General features: G+C 43.0%; 9 protein-coding genes. 6 read left to right on the forward strand and 3 right to left on the reverse strand.

Translation table 11 applies throughout. The features are described from left to right. Window positions 1-36: 36 nt before the first annotated feature. The 3 genes from ACPUEN_RS10170 to ACPUEN_RS10180 all read right to left on the reverse strand — a co-directional run bounded on the left by ACPUEN_RS10170 (window position 37) and on the right by ACPUEN_RS10180 (window position 14,175). Entirely contained in the window at window positions 37-1,002 is a 966-nt protein-coding gene (locus tag ACPUEN_RS10170; RefSeq protein ID WP_425635780.1) for a PorP/SprF family type IX secretion system membrane protein, read from the reverse strand. A 41-nt stretch (window positions 1,003-1,043) separates the two neighbouring features. Further along, window positions 1,044-13,250, reverse strand: a complete 12,207-nt coding sequence (locus tag ACPUEN_RS10175) for an MBG domain-containing protein (protein ID WP_425635781.1) — start codon at window positions 13,248-13,250, stop codon at window positions 1,044-1,046. A 472-nt stretch (window positions 13,251-13,722) separates the two neighbouring features. Next, the gene (locus ACPUEN_RS10180; protein WP_425635782.1) at window positions 13,723-14,175 is read right to left on the reverse strand and encodes a helix-turn-helix domain-containing protein; all 453 of its coding nucleotides are present in this window, start codon (window positions 14,173-14,175) and stop codon (window positions 13,723-13,725) included. 924 nt (window positions 14,176-15,099) lie between these two features. Between ACPUEN_RS10180 and ACPUEN_RS10185 the strand changes: the two genes are divergently transcribed. From ACPUEN_RS10185 to ACPUEN_RS10210, 6 genes are all read left to right on the forward strand, one after another. Then, window positions 15,100-16,341: a GAF domain-containing sensor histidine kinase gene (locus tag ACPUEN_RS10185; protein WP_425635783.1), complete on the forward strand. Its 1,242-nt coding sequence runs from the start codon at window positions 15,100-15,102 to the stop codon at window positions 16,339-16,341. A 254-nt stretch (window positions 16,342-16,595) separates the two neighbouring features. Next, window positions 16,596-17,006 (forward strand): hypothetical protein, encoded by a 411-nt coding sequence (locus tag ACPUEN_RS10190; RefSeq protein ID WP_425635784.1) that lies wholly within the window; start codon window positions 16,596-16,598, stop codon window positions 17,004-17,006. Window positions 17,007-17,282: 276 nt separating this feature from the next. Next, window positions 17,283-18,371, forward strand: a complete 1,089-nt coding sequence (locus ACPUEN_RS10195) for an efflux RND transporter periplasmic adaptor subunit (protein WP_425635785.1) — start codon at window positions 17,283-17,285, stop codon at window positions 18,369-18,371. A 29-nt stretch (window positions 18,372-18,400) separates the two neighbouring features. Continuing rightward, window positions 18,401-21,568: an efflux RND transporter permease subunit gene (locus tag ACPUEN_RS10200; protein WP_425635786.1), complete on the forward strand. Its 3,168-nt coding sequence runs from the start codon at window positions 18,401-18,403 to the stop codon at window positions 21,566-21,568. After that, window positions 21,561-23,000 carry a TolC family protein gene (locus ACPUEN_RS10205; protein WP_425635787.1) on the forward strand — a complete coding sequence of 480 codons (1,440 nt, stop codon included), beginning with the start codon at window positions 21,561-21,563 and terminating at the stop codon, window positions 22,998-23,000. The genes ACPUEN_RS10200 and ACPUEN_RS10205 overlap by 8 nt, the downstream gene beginning before the upstream one ends. A 367-nt stretch (window positions 23,001-23,367) precedes the next feature. Next, window positions 23,368-23,769: a hypothetical protein gene (locus ACPUEN_RS10210; RefSeq protein WP_111610904.1), complete on the forward strand. Its 402-nt coding sequence runs from the start codon at window positions 23,368-23,370 to the stop codon at window positions 23,767-23,769. Window positions 23,770-23,771: the final 2 nt, after the last annotated feature.

Consider the following 23,771-nt stretch of genomic DNA (forward strand, 5'->3'; position numbering starts at 1 on the left):
GTAATACCTACTAAGGAAAACATGTTATATTTTCGCTTACCAGATCAATATCTCATCTTTTTCAAACTTGCTCTTCACATTGGATTTGAACAGGTTTAGGGTCACCGTGAACTCATGGGTACTCCCCGGTAGCAGGTAGCTACTGCCCATAGGAAACTCATACAGGTAGCCGATCCGCAACTTCGGAGTCAAAACACCTGCCTGCACGTTGCTCGCATAGTCTATCCGGTGACCTCCGCCTACCCATACCTTATCCATCAGCAAAGCTTTGAAATTCATCTCAAACACATTGGGAAGATCCTTGCGGCTTCTAAAAAAGGCATTCGTGATGATTGCCAGATTTGGCGTCACGGTCTCACGGAACCCTGCCTGAATAAATTGCTCCGCCGGGTATCCTTCCATGAAGTTGTCCCCACTGCTTGCTTTGCCACCATTGATCCTATGAATCGCGTAAGAAAAATAGTACTTACGATGGGTCAGTGCCATTCCTATATTTGCGTCCAGAAACTGCATGTTGGAAAAAGAACCAAAATATTTCCCCATAGTAGGGTCGTTTTGTTCTTCGGTAGTCATCGCGTTACCATCCAGTCGGATCGTTTGGTAGTTGACCCCTACACCCAATCTGAGGTTGTGATTCTCGGTCAGTCGTACTCTGCTCGCGTAGCTGATCATCAGTTCATTGTCTCGAAATGCACCGTAGGTGTCGTGAAGCAGATTGACCGAAATGGCATTTTTCCCCATCAATGCCGGGTCCGCTTCTCCGGCAAGCTCCCCAAAGTCCAGCTCTGTGCTAAAGAAAAATGTCCGGGGAGCCCCCTCAAATCCGGACCATTGATTCCTGACGAATCCGCGTACCGTAGAGCCTTCATACCCGGTCAACCCGGGATTGAAGTAGCTCTGGAAATGAGAAAACTGGGAAATGTTCTTGCGCGACTGGGCAACCGAAAATACGTGCATCAACAGAAAGCAGAAAGTAAGCGGTAGATATTTTGAACGTGTCATTTCGTTTCGGATTTAAAATTAGAATTGAATTCCCTAGTACTTTAATCTTTCAGGATAGTGAGGATACCTCTGCGGATAATACCCGTCTCGATGACTTCGACCACCCAGAAGTAGGTTCCAACCGGCATTTCTTTGCCCTTGTAGGTTCCGTCCCATCGGACATCTGCATCTTCGGTGTAGAACATGCGCTCTGAGTTACGGTCAAAGACCTGAACTCTCACACCGGTATAGTAGCGAAGATCCGGTACACCCCAGGTGTCATTGACCCCGTCACCATTTGGCGTGAAACTGTTGAATATCTCCAGCGCCATGATGTCGGTTCGACCTCGGTTAATCGTGAACTGTTTCTCAATCACATTCCCATCGCGGTCCGCTACCTGTATCACGACCGTAAATTCGGTCTTGCCAGACACCTCGTCTGCACTGCTCCAGAACAGAATTCCACTTTTCACTTCAAAATGCTCATTGTCTCCTGCACCCGGCACCAGCATAATGCTATGCACATTGTCAATCGGGTCAACTACCGTGAAATTGCCAATCTCCTGGAAGTAATTAGCCGGATCAGGATCAAAATCATTATTGCTCAGAATGACATCTTGAGGTGCAGGCTTCGCCAAGACATTCACCTCTACTGTAGCCATCAATTCAGCTGGATTCAGAATGCCACTTGGTAGAGTGACTATTCCGGTAAGGAAGTAGGCTCCGCGCTTGAAGATGTTAAGCGGAGTCTGATCCCATGTAACCGGCAATTGTACTACTTGTCCATCAGCTGTCACCGCACTCAAATTTATTGGCAATGAAGGGCTAACAGACCAAGGCGTGGTAATCAATTCATGGTCAGAAATCGTAATCAATTCAGCCGGGATGATTTCAAACTGAGCCGAGATATACTCAACCTCGTAATTGTTACTTGGAATCAATGTGCCTAGAACTATTTTGTAAGAGCCGACCAGCTCTCCTTCTTCCCGAGATAGTTTGCCAGTCAGCGAGCTAATGTTTTCAGTCCCCTTAAATCCAATGGCAATAAATGTCAATTCAGGATCGCTTGAACCAAAGATTTTACTATGGGCATTGGCCTGAATTTTCAGCGTTGCCTTGGTTACCGTCAAGGTTCCATTTACCAGCGTAATTGCGTAGTTCTGATCCTCTCCGCCTGTCAGCGTGATTGGATAAGTCCCCACGTTCGAACTTGTCGTCGCAGTCGTTGCGATGCTTGGTTCAGTGGAAACTTTTTCGTCTCCGTTTGTTAGGCCGTTATAGCTAAAGGTCAGCGTTGGTTTTGCTTCGCCGTAGACTTTCTGTTTGTTGTCTGCGGTGATCGTTACTTCCTTCTTGCCAATAGTGAGCGTTCCATTTACCAGCGTAATTGCATAGTTCTGATCCGATCCACTTGTCAGTGTGATTGAGTAAGTTCCCACGTTCGAACTTGCCGTTGCGGTCGTTGCGATGCTTGGCTCAGTATCTACTTTTTCGTCTCCGTTTGTTAGACCGTCATAGCTAAAGGTCAGCGTTGGATTTGCTTCGCCATACGTCTTGGACTTATCGTCTGCGGTGATGGTTACTTCCTTCTTACCAATCGTCAGCGTTCCATTCACCAGCGTAATGGCGTAGTTCTGATCCTCTCCGCCTGTCAGCGTGATTGGGTAAGTTCCCACGTTCGAACTTGCCGTCGCAGTCGTTGCGATGCTTGGTTCGTTCGTCACTTTTACATCGCCATTGACTAGGCCAACGTAGCTGAAAGTCAGCGTTGGATTTACTTCACCGTAAGTCTTGGACTTGTTGTCTGCGGTGATTGTTACTTCCTTCTTACCAATCGTCAGCGTTCCATTCACCAGCGTAATTGCGTAGTTCTGATCCGATCCACTTGTCAGTGTGATTGAGTAAGTTCCCACGTTCGAACTTGCCGTTGCGGTCGTTGCGATGCTTGGCTCAGTATCTACTTTTTCGTCTCCGTTTGTTAGACCGTCATAGCTAAAGGTCAGCGTTGGATTTGCTTCGCCGTAAGTCTTGGACTTATCGTCTGCGGTGATCGTCAACGCTTTCTTACCAATCGTCAGTGTTCCATTCACCAGCGTAATTGCGTAGTTCTGATCCTCTCCGCCTGTCAGCGTGATTGGGTAAGTTCCCACGTTCGAACTTGCCGTTGCGGTCGTTGCGATGCTTGGCTCAGTATCTACTTTTTCGTCTCCGTTTGTTAGACCGTCATAGCTAAAGGTCAGCGTTGGATTTGCTTCGCCATACGTCTTGGACTTATCGTCTGCGGTGATGGTTACTTCCTTCTTACCAATCGTCAGCGTTCCATTCACCAGCGTAATTGCGTAGTTCTGATCCTCTCCGCCTGTCAGCGTGATTGGGTAAGTTCCCACGTTCGAACTTGCCGTTGCGGTCGTTGCGATGCTTGGCTCAGTATCTACTTTTTCGTCTCCGTTTGTTAGACCGTCATAGCTAAAGGTCAGCGTTGGATTTGCTTCGCCATACGTCTTGGACTTATCGTCTGCGGTGATGGTTACTTCCTTCTTACCAATCGTCAGCGTTCCATTCACCAGCGTAATTGCGTAGTTCTGATCCTCTCCGCCTGTCAGCGTGATTGGGTAAGTTCCCACGTTCGAACTTGCCGTCGCAGTCGTTGCGATGCTTGGCTCAGTGACTACTTTTTCGTCTCCGTTTGTTAGGCCGTTATAGCTAAAGGTCAGCGTTGGATTTGCTTCTCCGTAAGTCTTGGACTTGTTGTCTGCAGTGATCGTCAACGCTTTCTTACCAATCGTCAGCGTTCCATTTACCAGCGTAATTGCGTAGTTCTGATCCTCTCCGCCTGTCAGCGTGATTGGGTAAGTTCCCACGTTCGAACTTGCCGTTGCGGTCGTTGCGATGCTTGGTTCGTTCGTCACTTTTGTATCGCCATTGACAAGGCCAGCGTAGCTGAAAGTCAGCGTTGGATTTGCTTCTCCGTAAGTCTTGGACTTGTTGTCTGCAGTGATCGTCAACGCTTTCTTACCAATCGTCAGTGTTCCATTCACCAGCGTAATTGCGTAGTTCTGATCCTCTCCGCCTGTCAGCGTGATTGGGTAAGTTCCCACGTTCGAACTTGCCGTTGCGGTCGTTGCGATGCTTGGCTCAGTATCTACTTTTTCGTCTCCGTTTGTTAGACCGTCATAGCTAAAGGTCAGCGTTGGATTTGCTTCGCCATACGTCTTGGACTTATCGTCTGCGGTGATGGTTACTTCCTTCTTACCAATCGTCAGCGTTCCATTCACCAGCGTAATTGCGTAGTTCTGATCCTCTCCGCCTGTCAGCGTGATTGGGTAAGTTCCCACGTTCGAACTTGCCGTCGCAGTCGTTGCGATGCTTGGCTCAGTGACTACTTTTTCGTCTCCGTTTGTTAGGCCGTTATAGCTAAAGGTCAGCGTTGGATTTGCTTCTCCGTAAGTCTTGGACTTGTTGTCTGCAGTGATCGTCAACGCTTTCTTACCAATCGTCAGCGTTCCATTTACCAGCGTAATTGCATAGTTCTGATCCTCTCCGCCTGTCAGCGTAATTGGATAAGTCCCTACATTCGAACTTGCCGTCGCGGTCGTTGCGACTGTTGGCTCTGTGGATACTTTTTCGTCTCCGTTGACTAAGCCTTCATAGCTGAAAGTAAGCGTTGGGTTTGCTTCTCCGTAAGTCTTGGACTTGTTGTCAGCGGTGATCGTTACTTCCTTCTTACCAATAGTGAGCGTTCCATTCACCAACGTAATGGCGTAGTTAGCGTCAGCTGCTCCTTCTAAGGCAATTGGATAAGTCCCCACGTTCGAACTTGCCGTCGCAGTCGTTGCGATGCTTGGTTCAGTGGAAACTTTTTCGTCTCCGTTTGTTAGGCCGTTATAGCTAAAGGTCAGCGTTGGATTTGCTTCTCCGTAAGTCTTGGACTTGTTGTCAGCGGTGATCGTTACTTCCTTCTTGCCAATAGTGAGCGTTCCATTTACCAGCGTGATTGCGTAGTTCTGATCCTCTCCGCCTGTCAGCGTGATTGGATAAGTCCCCACGTTCGAACTTGCCGTCGCAGTCGTTGCGATGCTTGGCTCAGTATCTACTTTTTCGTCTCCGTTTGTTAGGCCGTCATAGCTAAAGGTCAGCGTTGGGTTTGCTTCTCCGTAAGTCTTGGACTTGTTGTCTGCAGTGATCGTCAACGCTTTCTTGCCAATCGTCAGCGTTCCATTCACCAGCGTAATTGCATAGTTCTGATCCTCTCCGCCTGTCAGCGTGATTGGGTAAGTTCCCACGTTCGAACTTGCCGTCGCGGTCGTTGCGACTGTTGGCTCTGTGGATACTTTTTCGTCTCCGTTGACTAAGCCTTCATAGCTGAAAGTAAGCGTTGGGTTTGCTTCTCCGTAAGTCTTGGACTTGTTGTCAGCGGTGATCGTTACTTCCTTCTTACCAATAGTGAGCGTTCCATTTACCAGCGTAATTGCATAGTTCTGATCCACTCCGCCTGTCAGCGTAATTGGATAAGTCCCTACATTCGAACTTGCCGTCGCGGTCGTTGCGACTGTTGGTTCTGTGGATACTTTTTCGTCTCCGTTGACTAAGCCTGCATAGCTGAAAGTAAGCGTTGGGTTTGCTTCACCGTAAGTCTTGGACTTGTTGTCTGCGGTGATCGTCAACGCTTTCTTACCAATCGTCAGCGTTCCATTTACCAGCGTAATTGCATAGTTCTGATCCTCTCCGCCTGTCAGCGTAATTGGATAAGTCCCTACATTCGAACTTGCCGTCGCGGTCGTTACGACTGTTGGTTCTGTGGATACTTTTTCGTCTCCGTTGACTAAGCCTGCGTAGCTGAAAGTAAGCGTTGGATTTGCTTCGCCATACGTCTTGGACTTGTTGTCTGCAGTGATCGTCAACGCTTTCTTGCCTACTGTGAGCGTTCTTTCCACCTCCAAAGCCGCAAAATTGGATTCATCACCTTCTTGGGTAGCAGTAATCGTGGTACTTCCAGCCTTCAGGATCGTAGCTTGATTTCCTGTAATATTAACCACTGTTGGATCAGCGGCGGTGTAGGTTACCGTTAACCCCCTATCAGTTTCAGCATTGCCCAAAGTGAAGATTGGATTTCCATAAGTTTTGGCACCAATCTCAGGGAAAGTGATCATCTGGGCATTCTTGGTGATTGTCGTAAAAGACCAAGTGTAAGAATAGCTACTAAATCCAGCAAATGAATTCCCCACGGCATCAGAAACAAATCCTGCTGGAATCTCCATAATCACCTGGGTATTCAGCGGTAGATTCTCAGTGATTTCCAGAGAAAGTGTAAGCTTATCTTCGGACAGCACAAACAGTGATTTCACTGCTGAATCGCTTAAGTCAAACTCTATAATGGATTCAATAGTGCATGCGTCTTCACCAACTTTACCAAGCTTAAATATTCCTGCATTTCCAAGAGTCACTTCTTGATCAAAAGTGATGGTCAGCGTAGGCTGAAGTGCAACTTCAATGGCACTATTTAATGGACTGAATACTGAAACTGAAGGGGCTATATTATCCACCGTGGCGTTGCTTGTATCTGCTGTCGTGGTCTCATTCCCAGCACTGTCATTCGCTGTGACGCTAATATTTCTATTGCTGGCATCTATTGCTCCAGCAGTAATGGTGTAAGTGGCGCTCCAGATTCCTGAACTATTTGAGGCAGCAACTGCGGATTCTCCTCCAAATTGAGAGAAGTTTATTGTGACAGAACTGATGAAATCACTATTGTTATCGCCATCAGCAGTATTATTCCAAGTAGCAGTGACCGTGTCGCCAATTTTGAAAGCTCCACCTGTACCTGATGCTCCTGATATACTGATTTCGGGATCGGTAACTGTAGGTGCGACATTATCTATCACGTAGTTGTTGGAATTTGTAGTGCCTGAACCTGTATTCCCTGCCTGGTCAGCAACTCCAGTATTATCCAAAGTAATCAAATTGGTCGCATCGGTAACTCCTGCGCTTGGTGTCAAGGTTGCTGTCCAGGTAATCCCGCCATCCGAGGAACTCAAGCCGGAAAGACTACCGTTGGCTACCGTTAAATCAGCACTTGAAAATCCTGTAACTGCTTCTGAGAAAGTAAAGATTACAAGGCTTGTCTCTCCAACTTTTAATTGGGTATCTGAAACCACTATCGTGGCAGTCGGACGCTGGGTATCTATTTCATAGTTATTAGAATCTGTGGTGCCTGAGCCTGCATTTCCTGCCAGGTCAGCGATTCCCGCATTATCCAGTGTTATCACATTGGTCGCATCGGTAACGCCTGCGCTTGGTGTCAAGGTTGCCGTCCAGGTCACTCCGCCATCCGAGGAACTTAAGCCAGAAAGGGTACCGTTGGCCACTGCAAGATCAGCATTTGTAAATCCGGTTACCGCCTCAGAGAAAGTAAAGGTAACAAGACTTGTCTCTCCAACTTTTAATTGGGTATCTGAAACCACTATCGTGGCAGTCGGACGCTGGGTATCTATTTCATAGTTATTCGAATCTGTGGTGCCTGAGCCTGCATTTCCTGCCAGGTCAGCGATTCCCGCATTATCCAGCGTTATCACATTGGTCGCATCGGTAACGCCTGCGCTTGGTGTCAAGGTTGCCGTCCAGGTAATGCCCCCATCTGCTGAACTTACTGCAGTTAATGTTCCGTTTGGCATGGTTAAATCTGCGTTCGTAAAGCCTGTCACCGCCTCTGAAAAAGTGATCGTCACTGTGGCCGTTTCACCTATCTTAAGTGCAACATCGTTCAACGTTATGGTAGCAGTTGGTCTGGTTGTATCAACAGCAAAGTTGCCTGAATCTGTAGTACCTGTCCCTGCATTGCCAGCTGCATTCGTCACGCCAGTGTTATTCAGTGTAATCACATTGGTAGCATCAGTAACCCCTACTGTTGGAGTAAAGGTGGCTGTCCATGTAATGCCCCCATCTGCTGAACTTACCGCGGTAAGTGTTCCGTTTGGTATGGTTAAGTCTGCGTTCGTAAAGCCTGTCACCGCCTCTGAAAAAGTGATCGTCACTGTGGCCGTTTCACCTATCTTAAGTGCAACCTCATTCAACGTTATGGTAGCAGTTGGCACTATAGTATCGATGGTATAATTACCTGAGTTGGTCGTTCCTGTCCCTGCATTGCCTGCAGCATCACTGACACCAGTATTGTCCAAGGTAATCACATTCGTAGCATCGGTTACACCTGCTGTTGGAGTAAAGGTGGCTGTCCATGTAATGCCTCCATCTGCTGAACTTACTGCAGTTAATGTTCCGTTTGGTATGGTTAAATCTGCGTTCGTAAAGCCTGTTACTGCTTCTGAAAAAGTAATCGTAACCGTAGCTGTTTCGCCTGCTTTAAGCGCTGCATCTGATATAGCTATCGTTGCGGTTGGTCTGGTTGTGTCAATCGTATAGTTACCTGAATCTGTTGTACCTGCCCCTGCATTACCCGCAGCATCCGCAACTCCTGTATTGTCTAAAGTAATCACATTCGTAGCATCGGTTACTCCTGCTGTTGGAGTAAAGGTGGCTGTCCATGTAATGCCCCCATCTGCTGAACTTACCGCGGTAAGTGTTCCGTTTGGTATGGTTAAATCTGCGTTCGTAAAGCCTGTCACCGCCTCTGAAAAAGTGATCGTAACCGTAGCTGTTTCGCCTACCTTAAGCGCTGCATCTGATATAGCTACTGTTGCGGTTGGTCGAGCGGTATCAATGGTATAATTACCTGAGTTGGTCGTTCCTGTTCCTGCATTGCCTGCAGCATCGCTGACACCAGTATTGTCCAAGGTAATCACATTCGTAGCATCGGTTACACCTGCTGTTGGAGTAAAGGTGGCTGTCCATGTAATGCCACCATCTGCTGAACTTACTGCAGTTAATGTTCCGTTTGGTATGGTTAAATCTGCGTTCGTAAAGCCTGTTACTGCTTCTGAAAAAGTAATCGTAACCGTAGCTGTTTCGCCTGCCTTAAGCGCTGCATCTGATATAGCTATCGTTGCGGTTGGTCTGGTTGTGTCAATCGTATAGTTACCTGAATCTGTTGTACCTGACCCTGCATTACCCGCAGCATCCGCAACTCCTGTATTGTCTAAAGTAATCACATTCGTAGCATCGGTTACCCCTACTGTTGGAGTAAAGGTGGCTGTCCATGTAATGCCCCCATCTGCTGAACTTACCGCGGTAAGTGTTCCGTTTGGTATGGTTAAGTCTGCGTTCGTAAAGCCTGTCACCGCCTCTGAAAAAGTGATCGTAACCGTAGCTGTTTCGCCTACCTTAAGCGCTGCATCTGATATAGCTACTGTTGCGGTTGGTCGAGCGGTATCAATGGTAATACTTAAAGCAGCCGAAGACGCACTCACGTTACCGGCTGCATCTGTAGATGTAACTGTAATGCTATGCACACCTGCTGATAATACAGGGCTAGCATTAAAAAGCCAGGTCGTTGTTCCATTATCCAATGCCGTGCCCAAAAGACCATCGACAGAAGATGTCAACTTCACAATATCACCGATCGCTCCTTTTCTACCTGTAAAATTCGGTGTTGTATCCGAGGTTAGGTTATCAGTGCTCGAACTACCTGTATCTGTACCCGCTTGTAGATCTGCAGCACTTGGTACTGCAGGAGTATTCGCATCTATTGCATCTGCATTTTGGCTGATGGCAGAGGTAAAGGTATTTCCTGCTTTTCCACCTGAATCTGTCATGGTAATGCTGATTGGGATATCGCTGCCAGCGACTACATCTGTTCCCCCTTCCGTTACCGTAAATGTGGCAGTATACGTTGTATTATTGATCTTTGATAAGCTACCCAAAGTAAAGCCTCCAATCGTTCCACTCAGACCTCCCGAACCAGTGGTATAATTATCAGCATCGCTGGTTACAGTTATTGTGGCAGTTACAACGCTGCCCACCTTCATTGTGGCGTTTGGAATACTAACAGCTGTTATTGCTGGTCCCACAGCACTGGAAATTACCGTGGTTGTATTATTGGTTGCATCAACTGTACCGTCATTCATTACTATGGTAAAGGTGGTGGTTTCTGAAGTTGCAGTTCTGTTGTCCGTTGGGTTAAAAACCAAAGCCCTTAACGCTGTCTGCATCGCGGCTGGTGTTTTGCTGGTCATAGTATATGGCCCAGAACCAGCATCTGCCCCGGTGATTACCCCTTTGGCATTGTCGTCAAGTGTAATTGTTGCCGTTACATTATCACCATCAGCATCAGCAACGGTTATTGCAGAAAAAGGAGAAATAGTGGCATTGTCATTAACATTTTGACCTGCAGTGGTGCCTCCAATAGTTGGGGCTATATTGGCAGGGGCATTTGTAGTAAAACTCTCCTCGCTCCCATAACTCGTACCTTCGCTGTTGATGGCATAGGCGCGAACATAGTATGTTGTTTCAGAATTAAGCCCTGTAATAGTTTGTTCAAATTCTCCCTGCCCGGTTCCTGCCTGTACCTGGGTTGAACGACCATCACCTATGGTTGGATTTATATTAGTTCCATACATGAAACCACGCTCTGATACTGTGGCACCGCCGTCATCGGTTACTTCACCTTTTAAAGTAGCTCCTGTCGTCGTTACTGCGGATGTAACCCAGGTGGCAACGGTGGGGGCGATGTTGCTACTTTCAGCCTGAATAGTAAACGTTTTGGTCTCCCTTGCATACATAGAAAAGTCATCATGAACCCAATTTGATTTATCATTGATGGCCGCTCTCAGCTGAGATTTTGTGCCGGTAAAAATCCCATTATATTTTGAATTGTCTATTTCAGGATCTGTGGTTACACTATAAAACAATGAAATACAATTAACTCCATTAGTCAGACCAGTCGGTATTCGTGATGTTTGGGTGCCTGTTACAAAAGCATCCGCTCCAGACGCTTCTTCCGCCCAACGTGTAGTTGCGTCATTTCCATACCCATTTGAAAATAAAGCCCCTCCATCATCATTGGTAAGTCCGGTAATAAATTGGGGTGATGAAAGAGATCCCTGATAAACAATCACCTGATCTCCACCTATATAAGAAAAATTGGCACAAGAAGTAAATGAATAAGACACAGAACTTTCACTGTTCACTCGAACTGAAATTATATTTCCACTTTCCTCATCGAAATGAAAAACCGTACCGGCCGGATAACTAGTTGTCGTTACCAATTCCATATGACACTCGGTATTCTCCTGCCATTTCAAAGTAGCTCCCCTCCATCCTTGTTCGGTAAAGAATATACTTGTGCCTATTTCTAAAGGAACTAATGTGACTACCGAAAATCCGTCAACTCCGTCTGAATTAATTCGAATGACTCCTATATCTCCCTTTTCCAGAGTTGTACCTTGAAGTTCAACTGCCGGTTCAAAAACAATGTTATCCAACCCAATATATAGGTTATTATATGGCGCTGATTCCGCAGGATAAAAGCGAACTTCATCTACATTACTCCATCCTGAACCGAAGCTTAAAGTACCAGAGTTACTTCCATCCTGATTATGGTCTGCTCTTACCCAATTTAGTATGGCAGTTCCACTTCCATAGCTTCCTGATGCGGTTACCTGAAAACCTTCTGCACTAATAACTTCTGAACCGTTGTCATAGCCTTTGATATTATATATTTCGGATGAATTCCCATTAGAATGTCCAAAAAACTCTCCTACTAAAGACACAAGCTTAAAATTACCTGTAGAAATACTTTTGAATGAAACATAACCTCCAGAGGTATTTCCTCCCATTACTACAGCACTACCTGAAAATAAAGGACTCGTAGAAATTCCTTGACCAACAGCATCGCCTATTCCTACATAGGCATCACTTCCTGTATAGGTGATACACTGATAATCAACCGAACCACCATAAGAAATATCTTCATGGGTGCCAAAATCCTGATCGGGAGGTGTGGTACAATCTAACCCGGATGTAGTGAAACTCTCTATTCCACCATAGCTCGAACCGGCACTATTCGTCGCATAGGCCTGATAATAGTAAGTTGTGGAAGCTGTTAGTCCTGTGATTGCTTCGCTAAAGGTCCCCGTTCCGCTTCCATCACTTACATTAGTTACACCACTTTCACCTATTGTCGGCGTATTGTCTGAGATAGAATAAACAAAACCTCGGGCTGACACTGATGCTCCGCCGTCAGCGGTTACATTACCATTTAGAGTAGCTCCGCTCGCAGTGATGGAAGTTGCTGCTGTGGTGGTGAGGGTTGGCGTTACAACAGTAGATGGTATAACATAAGATACATTATCTAAATAAAAGTTTATATCTGCAGCTTCAATCCATACCTCATCAATATTCGTAAAATCAGGGTTTCCTGAAACATTTATATCACCGTTAAAATTTACGTTTACTGTACTACCAACTTGTGCTCCATTTCTACGTGCTTTTAACGTCCCACTGGTGCTCGCTCCTACACCTGCTTCCTTCAAGTATATACTAGATAAAGTAAATTCACTGCCGTCATGCCTGCTTATGGTCCATTTTGTAATACCACCAATATCTTGGTTATTATCATATAACGCACCTGTTCCCCCAGCCCCTTCGTTTGCTTTAAAAGTTATCAAATCATTTGTGGCTGCAGAGTTTATTTCAAAATTCAGCGGGCCAATGGCAGTAGACTTACCTAAGGTATTAGAAAAAGTACTTGATATCCCTAAACTATTAAAATCTACTGATGCAGGTCCTGAAGGTACTGCGCCTGAAACTATATTACTTAATGTTATATTTCTTATTGTAAAAGCATCTACAGAAACGGTGCTTGGATTAATTGTTATTTCAATTTCCGAGACTCCTGTTACCGGCAATGAGGCATTATTATCAAAAAAAGCACCTATAGAAACTCCAGACGTTGAAGATGTAAGCGATTTTGTTGCATTTAATGTCATGGTACGGATAATTGTACCTACAGAATTTTTAAAAACAATTTTTGTGTTGGTTGTGTAATCAGCCGCTGAAGCAGGATCTAAAAAATTAAAAATGCTCAAATCGTTTACATCAAAAGATATGGAGTTTACCCCATCGGCCTTTAGAGTAATTACATCTGTGCCTCCTGCAGTGGTTAATTTTGAAAAAAGCTCTGATCCCACTACAGAATTCGTAGTTCCTGTGGCATTATTACTAACCACTAAAACAGAATTTGTTGAAATCGTTTTAAATCCAGTCCCAGCGGAATTATCAGCTCCTAATCCTCTAAACTGAGTGAAAGACTGAGCATCGATTTGAAATGCAGAAAGATATAAAACAAAAAATATTGAAAGTTGAACAATTTTTTTCATCAGGGTATTTTTTTTTATTGTTGTGATACAGAATGGAGCACTCGTATTTGTATTAGAGTCCTCGCAACCATTCTCAAGTTCGCGGAGCTTGACTTGGGCTATATAAAGTGAACTCAAAGGGGACTTTAAATAGCTAGACTTGCGATTGGACCAAAGGAAGAACTTCTCCATATTCTGCTGGGTTATTCGAGTTTTTGAAATCAGATTAGGATCGAAAAGTACTCGAAAAAGTCACCTTTGCACACAATATTCTTTTCCAAATACCGTTTTTGAAACAAGAACTTAGTGAACCACGAATTAGGATTGACGAACTACAAAAAGTAGCCGATCAGTGAACTAGACTTTTTTGAATTAAAAATGATTTTTTGGATTTTTCAGAAAAAATGAACCACACTGTAGTGAGTTTTGTAAGATCTCAACTAAAAAATCGACCGGAATTCTAAAAAATTATAAACAAAATCCCGACAGTTTATCACACCTCATTTTCCTGAAAGGCGCGCCAAAAGTCCCTTGGACTTTTGTAGTATTTTTTCTTAAAAGCATTAAAAAATGTGGTCCTGCTACTAAAGCCACAACATTCTCCCAAAGCTTCCAAAGTATATACGTCTAAGTAGCCTTCTTCAATCATCTCTTTGGCTAAAGAAACCCTGTAATCATTTAGAAAACTTTTAAAATCAGTCTCAAAAAAAGATTTGAAATATTTCGGCAGCTCTCGTACGGAAATTCCTAACTTCTTTGACAAATTACCAACCGTAAGATTTTGAACCTTAAAAATTTGCTCCTTTTCAAAGAGTTTTAAAATCTGTTCCCTAACTGTTTCGTCCAAATGCACATCCTTATTAGATACAAACTCGTCTTGGTCATGGTGATGGTGTGTTTCCCACTGACTGCTACGTCTTATATTTGATTTTTCGTTACGTGACATTTTAGAATAAGATAATTCTGATCAAAAAAACCGATCTAGATTTAAATGATTGTAAATACTGAGTAACCCACGGCAACTAGGATCAAAACAAAAGAGCAGGGCGGTAATATAAACTAATAGGCTTCCTGTCAGCATTGAATCATAAGCCCCAAGACCCATTTCAAACCAATGGACGATAGCCAAGATATACAGGCTATAAATAAGCAATGACCAACCCAAGAAATGGTTACTTATCCCTTCTAGATTCCCTTTACGGATTAGTATAATGGCACTTACAATCAAAAATGAAAGGGAATAGATTTTTAAAAGTAAAACTATAAGCATAAAGATAAAACGATTTTCTTAAAATAATTGGTACTTTAAGCTATCTGCCAATTCTTATATTTCCAAAAAATAGCATTTCTATCAAAGAAATACAATTTTGATGATTTGAAAATCATAAATACTTAATTATGCCACCATTTTAATAGAATGGGTAGTTATGCATTTACAGATTTTTAATAAAAAATATTCAACTACTATTTTTCTGTTATTTTAAAAAATCACTAGTGTTATCTGCGTTTATATCGAGACTTTTACTTCAAGAATTGGTGAAGGCTGTTTCAAGAAAGGCCCTCTAGATTTCTATGTAATTTAATCCCACAGCTATTCGTCTTCACGCTCCTGAACACTAAGCCAAGACTGTATCGGATACTAAAACGGCTTGATAATTTTAGAAATCACAAGGCAAATTTATGCGTGAATTATTGATTTCAGGCTTATAAATAAACTAAATAAAAAGTATTACAAGGTGTTGTAAATCACTATTCTGCATTTCAAACAAGTAAAAATGAAACTTTTAATTTAAAGGAAATATTCGATCCTAATTATTTGGAAACAAGGGTGATTTAATACTTAATTCACCAAATAAATCACCCAAATATCATGATCAATCTCCTAGAAAAAAAAGTGACTAATCCCATCCCAGAAAATGAGATGGAAAGGTTGTTAGAGCTAAGTAACCTAGATTTAGATTATACGGACTTGGAAGAATCCCTATCTGATCTTACTAAGCTTGCAGCAAAAATTGCAGGGACAGAAATCTCTCTAGTCAATCTAATCGATACCTACACGCAATGGACAGTTTCTTCCTTCGGAATTGAAATAGCACAAATGCCCCGTGAAGAATCTATCTGTCAATATGTGATCCAAGGTCCTCAGGTAAATGAATTAGAAATAGATGATTTGGCTGAAGACGAGCGATTCAAAGACAAATTCTATGTCGCAAGCGACCCAAACCTCAGGTATTACTATGGGATTCCACTGAAACTTAATGATGAAGTCAGCTTAGGAGCACTGTGCGTGTTAGACACTCATTATAAGGAGATCAGCCCTGAGAAAAAGGAGATGCTTTCAATTATTGCCAAGGAAGTCGTAAACAGACTCAAAATTTATAAAGCTGTAGAAGGGCTTCAGAATAGGGTTCACGAAACTCAGCAAGTGAAAAACAAAGTAGCGCATGATATACGTGGCCCAATTGGAGGAATAATCGGCTTGGCGGAGATCATCCATGCTCAGGGTGATGATAACAAATTGGAAGAAGTATTGGAATTCATAAATCTGATCAGGAAAAGTGGCAAATCCCTTTTGGAATTGGCGGATGAGATTTTGACTCAGGACTATGAAGTAAGCAAAGGCCGAAAAAAAGTGGCCCCTGCTGAGGGTGAGTTTACACTGAATACAGTGAAAGATAAGATCAAAACCATGTTTGATCCTCAAGCCTTAGTCAAGCAAATCCAATTTGAAATTGAAGTGGATGCTCCTAATGCAGAAGTACCGATTCCTAAGAATAAAATTCTGCAGATTTTAGGGAATTTAGTGTCCAACTCAATGAAATTCACCCCTTATGGAGGTGAAATCCAGGTGAAATTAGACCTTTTAATCAATGATATTGAAAGAAAACTGATTTTTGAAGTAATAGATAGTGGTGCTGGAATGGAGGAAGATAAAATTCAAGAGATACTCAGTGGAAACTCCACCTCAACAGATGGATCCTTGGGAGAAAAAGGCTATGGTTTTGGATTAAACCTTGTTTTTCATCTAGTCAAGTCTCTGAAAGGAAAAGTGGAATTGGAATCCAAATCAGGCTTTGGAACGAGTTTTAAAGTTGAAATTCCATTAAAGTAATAAACTATCAAGAAATCTATAGTCGATTTTGATATACTGACGCGAGTTCGAATTTAATCTATTCAAATTTTCAGTAATAGCCCTGTAAGCAAATTGTTTACAGGGCTTTATCATTATCAGCTTAATTCACCTTTTAGTTGGTAGACACAAAAAGCACACAATTAAATTATTGTCAACAAAACCGATGATTGATTGATAATATTTAAGCAATAGCACTTGAATTCGATGAAAACGTTACATAAGTTTGTGACCAAATGGCAACATATTTAGTTAGATTCCTTTTATCGCTGAGTATTCTTATATCGAGTGGCTATAGTTCAATCTATGCCAGTATTGATAATAAAAATACCTTGGATAGCAACGGCCTCTCCTTTGAGAGTAGCCTCGGAGTCAACAATACAGACCAGCATCCTTTATCCTTTTCTACTACCAAAGAGCATGGTACTGATATCTTCACCGTCAACAATTCGAAGATAGAGGAGGAAGACGATGAGCTTGCCAATAACCATAGTTTTTTAGACGGGTCTCAATTCGACGCCGCTTACTTTACACGGATTTTCAATTTTCTTTTTCGTGATTCTTCACATGACTTGCATTTCAGCAAGTTCATCCCCAACCCAAACAAACATCGTAAGCACATTGTAATTCAGGTATTTAGAATATAATACCTTACTTTTTTTAGGCAAAGACTCAACTTTGCCAACACTCCCCCATTTCCAGATTAAGCCCTAGAACCATTAGCCCAAAGCTCATGCAGTTCGACGGATTCTGTGTATTCCCTATACACAACCAACCAAAATCACCCGGAAATTAGTATCGTTTTTATCAAATCAACCTATGAAATCAACCATGGCTTAATCATACACGAGTATGATTTAAAGCAATAAGAGATTCATAACGATAGCTATCGGGATGGCCTTCAAAAGACAACTAATAATTATATGAAAAATCAAATTCTCATGCTCTTGAGCCTGTGCGGCACATTATTGATTGCAAGCTGTAACTCACACAGAGAAGAGCATCATGAGGCCGAAACCACATTTCTGGTTACCAGCCCTTTAATAATGGACACATTGATCACCAAGGATTATGTCTCCCAAATCCATTCTATCCAACATATTGAGCTACGTGCCCAAGAAAGAGGATACTTGCAAAAAATCTATGTAGATGAAGGCCAATTTGTAAAAAAAGGTCAGCTCATGTTCAAGATCATGCCGAAGCTCTATGAAGCTGAGCAACAAAGTGCCAAAGCAGAAGTGGATTTTGCTGAGATCGAATACCAAAACACCAAAACGCTTGCCGACAGAAATATCGTTGCACCCAATGAATTGGCAATGGCAAAAGCTAAACTAGCTAAAGCTCAAGCAGAACTTGCTCTTGCAGAAGTTCATTTACAGTTTACTGAAATCCGAGCACCATTTGATGGTATCGTGGGTCGATTCCTTGTAAGAGAGGGAAGTTTACTCGGGGAAGGTGAATTGTTATCTGATTTTTCTGACAACAGCAAAATGTGGGTTTACTACAACGTACCCGAAGCAGAATATCTAGAATACAAAGCGGAAGTAAAAGGTGATGAAGATGTGATTGTCAAGCTATTGATGGCAAATAACAAGCACTTCCCCTACCCTGGAGTGGTCGAGACTATAGAAGCGACCTTCAATAACGAGACTGGCAACATTGCTTTCAGAGCTACTTTCCCAAATCCTGACGGTCTTTTGAGACATGGAGAAACTGGCAATATCGAGATGGGTATTCCTTTGTTTGGCGCTATGTTGATCCCGCAAAAAGCAACTTTTGAAGTACTTGATAAAAAGTATGTTTTCGTGGTGGATGAGGAAAATAAAATCCGATCAAGAGAAGTCAGCATCGCTGCGGAGATTCCACACATTTTTGTGATTTCAGCAGGCTTGGAAAAGACCGACAAAATCCTACTTGAAGGACTACGACTGGTGAGAGAAAATGAAGAGATTCATTATGAATTCGTACAGCCTCACACAGCATTGTCTCAGCTAGACTTGTATGCAGAGTAGTCAATTATTTCCTAAAACCAGAAAAACTGATGTTTAGCACATTCATAAAACGACCAGTCCTCGCGATTGTGATTTCGATCATCATCGTATTCGTGGGATCGCTGTCTATTAATCAGCTCCCCATTTCTCAGTTCCCTCCGATTGCCCCTACCACCGTAAGTATTTTCATCGCTTATCCCGGATCTAGTGCCAACGTACTTGTTGAGTCCACTTTGATCACCTTGGAAAACGCCATTAATGGTGTGCAGGATATGAGATACATGGCAACAGACGCTACCAGCGCCGGTGAAGCAACGATAAATGTTATCTTCGAACCTGGCACCGATCCTAATCAAGCAGTAATTCGAGTCAAGACCAGAGTAGATCAGGTCATGCCCCTTCTTCCGGAATTGGTGCAGCGGGAAGGTGTAATTATTACACCTATCCAGCCTAGTATGTTGATGTATGTCAACTTGTATTCTACGAGCGAATCTATGGATGAAAAATTCCTGTACAACTACGCTAACGTGAATATGATCCCTGAGATCAACCGTATAAAAGGGGTGGCAAGATCACAAATATTAGGTAGCCGTACCTATGCCATGCGAGTTTGGCTAAATCCAGATCGTATGCGTGCTTACAATATTTCCGTGGATGAGGTAATGGAAGCGATGCAAGAGCAAAGTATAGTGGGAAGACCGGGTCGAATAGGCCAAAGCTCTGGTATAGAAGCGCAATCACTGGAATATGTACTGACCTATAAAGGGCGATTTAGTAAAGCTGAGGAATACGATAACATCATCATCCGAGCAAATTCAGAAGGTGAATCTATCAAACTGAAAGACATTGCACGTACAGAATTGGGAAGTGAATTCTTTGATATTTATTCCAATTTGGATGGCAAGCCATCAGCTGCAATTGTCTTGAAGCAAAACTATGGGAGCAATGCGAGTGAAGTAATAGATGAAGTAAAGGCGAAACTGGATGTAATGAAAGAATCATTTCCTCCGGGGATGGATTACAGTATCAGTTATGACGTATCCCGATTCTTGGATGCTTCTACGGAGCAGGTGATCCATACACTTCGAGATGCATTTATCCTGGTCGCCTTAGTTGTATTTATTTTCTTGGGTGATTGGCGATCGACGCTGATTCCGATTATTGCGGTGCCTGTATCACTGATTGGAGCCTTCTTCGTTCTTCAGATGTTTGGACTCTCTATCAACATTATTACGCTTTTCGCTCTGGTACTTGCCATCGGTATAGTGGTCGATGACGCGATTGTAGTGGTGGAAGCCGTGCATGCCAAGATGGAAGAAATGCCACACTTGTCACCCTATCAGGCTGTAAAACGAGTATTAGGTGAAATCTCCGGTGCAATCATCGCAATCACTGCGGTAATGGTATCTGTATTCTTGCCTATCTCATTCATGAGCGGACCAGTTGGTACTTTCTACCGTCAGTTCTCCATTACTATGGCGAGCTCCATAGTAATCTCAGCAATCATTGCGTTGACGCTGACCCCTGTACTTTGCGCGATGCTCTTGAAAAATCACCATGGAAAAGAGCGGAAGAGAAATCTATTGACAAAAGCTTTGGATGGCTTCAATAGCGGTTTTGATAAGTTGACTGGAAAATATGTGGGTTTACTTAGAGCAATGGTTAGCCAAAAATGGCTCACTTGGGCTATTCTATTACTCTTTGGAGCTGGTATTGTTTTCGAAAATGAGATCCTACCAGCAGGCTTTATCCCAAGTGAAGATCAGGGAACCATCTACGCCATCATCCAAACGCCTCCAGGCTCTACTCTGGAGCGCACCAACCAGGTTTCTCAGAATCTCCAGAAAATATGTGAAGAGATCGATGGGGTAGAATCTGTTTCATCTCTTGCAGGATATGAGATCATGACAGAAGGTCGTGGCTCCAATGCTGGTACTTGTTTGATCAACCTCAAACCTTGGGGAGAACGCAAGCACACAGTAAAAGAAATCATGGAGGAGTTGGAAGAAGAGTCTAAAAACCTAGGAGCTGTTGTAGAATTCTTCGAACCACCAGCAATCCCAGGATTCGGTTCATCCGGTGGATTCTCCCTACGACTCTTGGACCAGACCTCAACTACTGATTATCAGGATTTTGATAGGATCAACCAGAAATTCATGGATGACTTACGTGCTCGTAAAGAGATTACTGGCTTGTTCACATTCTTTGCAGCAAACTATCCTCAATATGAATTGGAGATTGATAACGACAAGGCTATGCAAAAGGGAGTATCTATCGGAAAAGCGATGGAAAACCTTGACATACTCATCGGTAGTACCTATGAGCAGGGCTTTATTCGATTTGGTAGATTCTTTAAAGTATATGTGCAGTCGGATCCTGAGTTTAGAAAACTGCCATCTGATGTCATGAACTTGTTTGTGAAAAATGAGTCAGGAGAAATGGTGCCTTATTCAGCCTTCATGACTATGAAAAAGACGCAAGGCCCGAATGAGATTACCAGATTCAACATGTACAATTCAGCATCTATTCGAGGGCTTCCGGCTCCAGGCTATACCACCGCGGATGCCATTCAGGCAATTAGAGAAGTATCTGCTCAAACACTGCCTAGAGGTTATGACATTGCATGGGAAGGGCTTTCGTACGATGAATCCAATAGAGGTAACGAAGCGCTTTATGTATTCTTGATCGTATTGATCTTCGTGTACTTTGTATTAGCAGCTCAGTATGAGAGCTTTATTATTCCTCTCGCCGTTGTATTCTCACTTCCGGCAGGGGTATTTGGTTCCTTCTTCTTGCTGAAAATGATGGGACTGGATAACGATATTTATGCTCAGATAGGACTTATCATGCTAGTCGGTCTATTGGGTAAAAATGCCGTGCTGATAGTAGAATTTGCGGTGCAAAAGCGCCAAGAAGGCTTATCCATTTTTGAAGCTGCCATTGAAGGTGCTAGAGTTCGATTCCGACCTATCTTGATGACTTCCTTTGCTTTTATCGCAGGTTTGATCCCTTTGATCGTCGCATCCGGAGCAGGAGCAATTGGTAACCATACCATTGGTGCATCTGCACTTGGTGGTATGTTATTCGGAACCATTTTCGGGGTGATCATTGTCCCTGGCTTGTACTTCATTTTCGCTAGTTTGGCTGATGGCCGTCACTTGATTAAGAATGAAGATGAAACTCCATTGTCCGAACAAAAACAACATTCACATGCTTAAGAGAATCCTATATATATGCCTAGGGGCAGCATCTCTAACACTAGCGGTGTCTGCTTGCAAAACCCCGGAGCTAATCCAAAAAGACGTAAATAATGAAGTACCTGAGAGCTTTGCAAATGGCTCTCAGGACACTACAAACACTGCTTCTGAAGTGATATGGCAGGATTATTTTTCTGACCCATATTTGAAAGCCTTGATTGACACTGCTTTGAGCAACAATCAGGAATTGAACATCACTTTACAGGAAATCCAGATAGCACAGAACGAGATCAGAGTCCGAAAGGGCGAGATTTTACCTTCTGTAAACATCGGAGCAGCGGCTGGAGCAGACAAAGTAGGTCGATACACGAGTCAAGGAGCAAACGATGCAAATACAGAGATCAAACCGGGTGAAGAAATGCCTGATCCATTGCAAGATTACATGCTTGGAGCGTATGCTACTTGGGAAGTCGATATTTGGCACAAACTTAGAAATGCTAAAAAGTCAGCAATGACCAGATATTTGGAAAGTGTGGAAGGTAAAAACTTCATGGTGACCAACCTGATCTCAGAGATTGCTAATTCTTACTTTGAACTACTAGCTCTTGACAATGAGCTTGCCATAGTTCAGCAAAACATCGAGATTCAAAACAATGCCTTTGAGATTGTAAAATATCAAAAAGATGCAGCGAGAGTAACTGAATTGGCTGTGCGTAGATTTCAGGCTCAGGTGCTTAACACTACGAGTCTACAATATGGTATTCAACAGGAAATCATTGAGGTAGAGAATAGAATTAACTTCCTGGTAGGTAGATTCCCTCAGCATGTTGATAGAAACCCGAATGCCTTTGGAGAGCTAATCCCAAAAACAATTCAAGCGGGTATCCCTTCCCAGCTGTTGGCAAACAGACCAGATATCAGGCAAGCTGAGCTGGAATTAGCAGCATCAAAAATTGATATTCAGGTAGCTAAAGCTGATTTCTACCCATCTCTTGCAATCACTGCAGGAGTAGGTTTTAATGCATTCAATCCACGCTACATCTTCACTTCACCAGAATCGTTGATTTATTCACTTGCAGGCGAATTAGTCGCTCCGTTGATCAATAGAAATGCGATAAAAGCGAGGTATTTGACTGCGAATGCTAAGCAGATCCAAGCCATTTACAATTATGAGCAAACCATTTTGAATGCCTATATCGAAGTAGCCAATCAGCTTGCTAAAATTAACAATTTGGAACAAACCTATGACTTAAAGTCTCAGGAAGTAGAAGCGCTGACGAAGTCAGTCGATATCTCCAACGAACTCTTCAACTCTGCAAGAGCAGATTACATGGAGGTTCTTTTAACCCAAAGAGATGCACTGGAATCCAAATTCGAGTTGATAGAAACTAAGATGAAACAAATGCATGCCAAGGTTGACATCTACCAAGCGCTTGGTGGCGGTTGGAAATAAATTAATTGGTTGATTAAAGGTTGAATAGTTATCCAGCAAATCTTCTGGATAGCAATTTCAAAAGTCCCTCTGAATGTTCGGAGGGACTTTTTTTATGCCTCACGACTTGAATGAGATCTTGGCTATTTTAAATATTCAATATTAGAAAATGAAATCCAGCTCTAAAACTCAGTCTTTGAAGTAAGCATACATCATAGAAATTAAACGGCATCGCAAATGGCAAATAAATCAGAAATAGTGCGACCATCATAGGTATAATCATAAGAAACAGAGCTGCTACAGAAAAAACCTCTCTAAATCAACGGAGAGTTTTTTTTTGTTTTTACCACAATTCTTATTTCCTTGGTTACCAAATTCACCTTCCTAAATGTTCATCATTTTACGTGCAAACAAGTTTAATTCAAGTCATATCATGGTGAAAATGCTACCTCTTCTTTTTTTAGTTCTATTAGGTTGCAATATTATCCCGCCAGAACCGTCTGATTATACTGTGGAAGAGGTAAGCGTGATTGGAGGGCCTGATCAAAATCTCCAAGACAGTGTTGGACTTTTGCTTGTGGTCAGAGGCCTCCCTCCCACCAACAAATGGGATATGATTTGGGAAGTCAATGGTCAAGTGGTGTTTACAGAGGAGGTTTCTGGAAAGGCAGGAAGGATCTCTTCTATTCAGAAATTCAAAGGGAGTCAGCCAGGAGAATATATTTTTAAAGGTTGCATCTTATCCAAGACTATGAAGGTCTGTGACGACGTGACCTTTTTCCTACGGTGACT

This window comes from Algoriphagus yeomjeoni (assembly GCF_049821175.1).
Classification (GTDB): Bacteria; Bacteroidota; Bacteroidia; order Cytophagales; family Cyclobacteriaceae; genus Algoriphagus; species Algoriphagus yeomjeoni_A.

Excerpts from the sequence above, each read along its gene's own strand:
- ACPUEN_RS10170 (WP_425635780.1), bottom strand. The coding sequence starts at position 1,002 with ATGACACGTTCAAAATATCTACCGCTTACTTTCTGCTTTCTGTTGATG.
- ACPUEN_RS10175 (WP_425635781.1), bottom strand. The coding sequence starts at position 13,250 with ATGAAAAAAATTGTTCAACTTTCAATATTTTTTGTTTTATATCTTTCT.
- ACPUEN_RS10180 (WP_425635782.1), bottom strand. The coding sequence starts at position 14,175 with ATGTCACGTAACGAAAAATCAAATATAAGACGTAGCAGTCAGTGGGAA.
- ACPUEN_RS10185 (WP_425635783.1), top strand. The coding sequence starts at position 15,100 with ATGATCAATCTCCTAGAAAAAAAAGTGACTAATCCCATCCCAGAAAAT.
- ACPUEN_RS10190 (WP_425635784.1), top strand. The coding sequence starts at position 16,596 with ATGGCAACATATTTAGTTAGATTCCTTTTATCGCTGAGTATTCTTATA.
- ACPUEN_RS10195 (WP_425635785.1), top strand. The coding sequence starts at position 17,283 with ATGAAAAATCAAATTCTCATGCTCTTGAGCCTGTGCGGCACATTATTG.
- ACPUEN_RS10200 (WP_425635786.1), top strand. The coding sequence starts at position 18,401 with ATGTTTAGCACATTCATAAAACGACCAGTCCTCGCGATTGTGATTTCG.
- ACPUEN_RS10205 (WP_425635787.1), top strand. The coding sequence starts at position 21,561 with ATGCTTAAGAGAATCCTATATATATGCCTAGGGGCAGCATCTCTAACA.
- ACPUEN_RS10210 (WP_111610904.1), top strand. The coding sequence starts at position 23,368 with ATGTTCATCATTTTACGTGCAAACAAGTTTAATTCAAGTCATATCATG.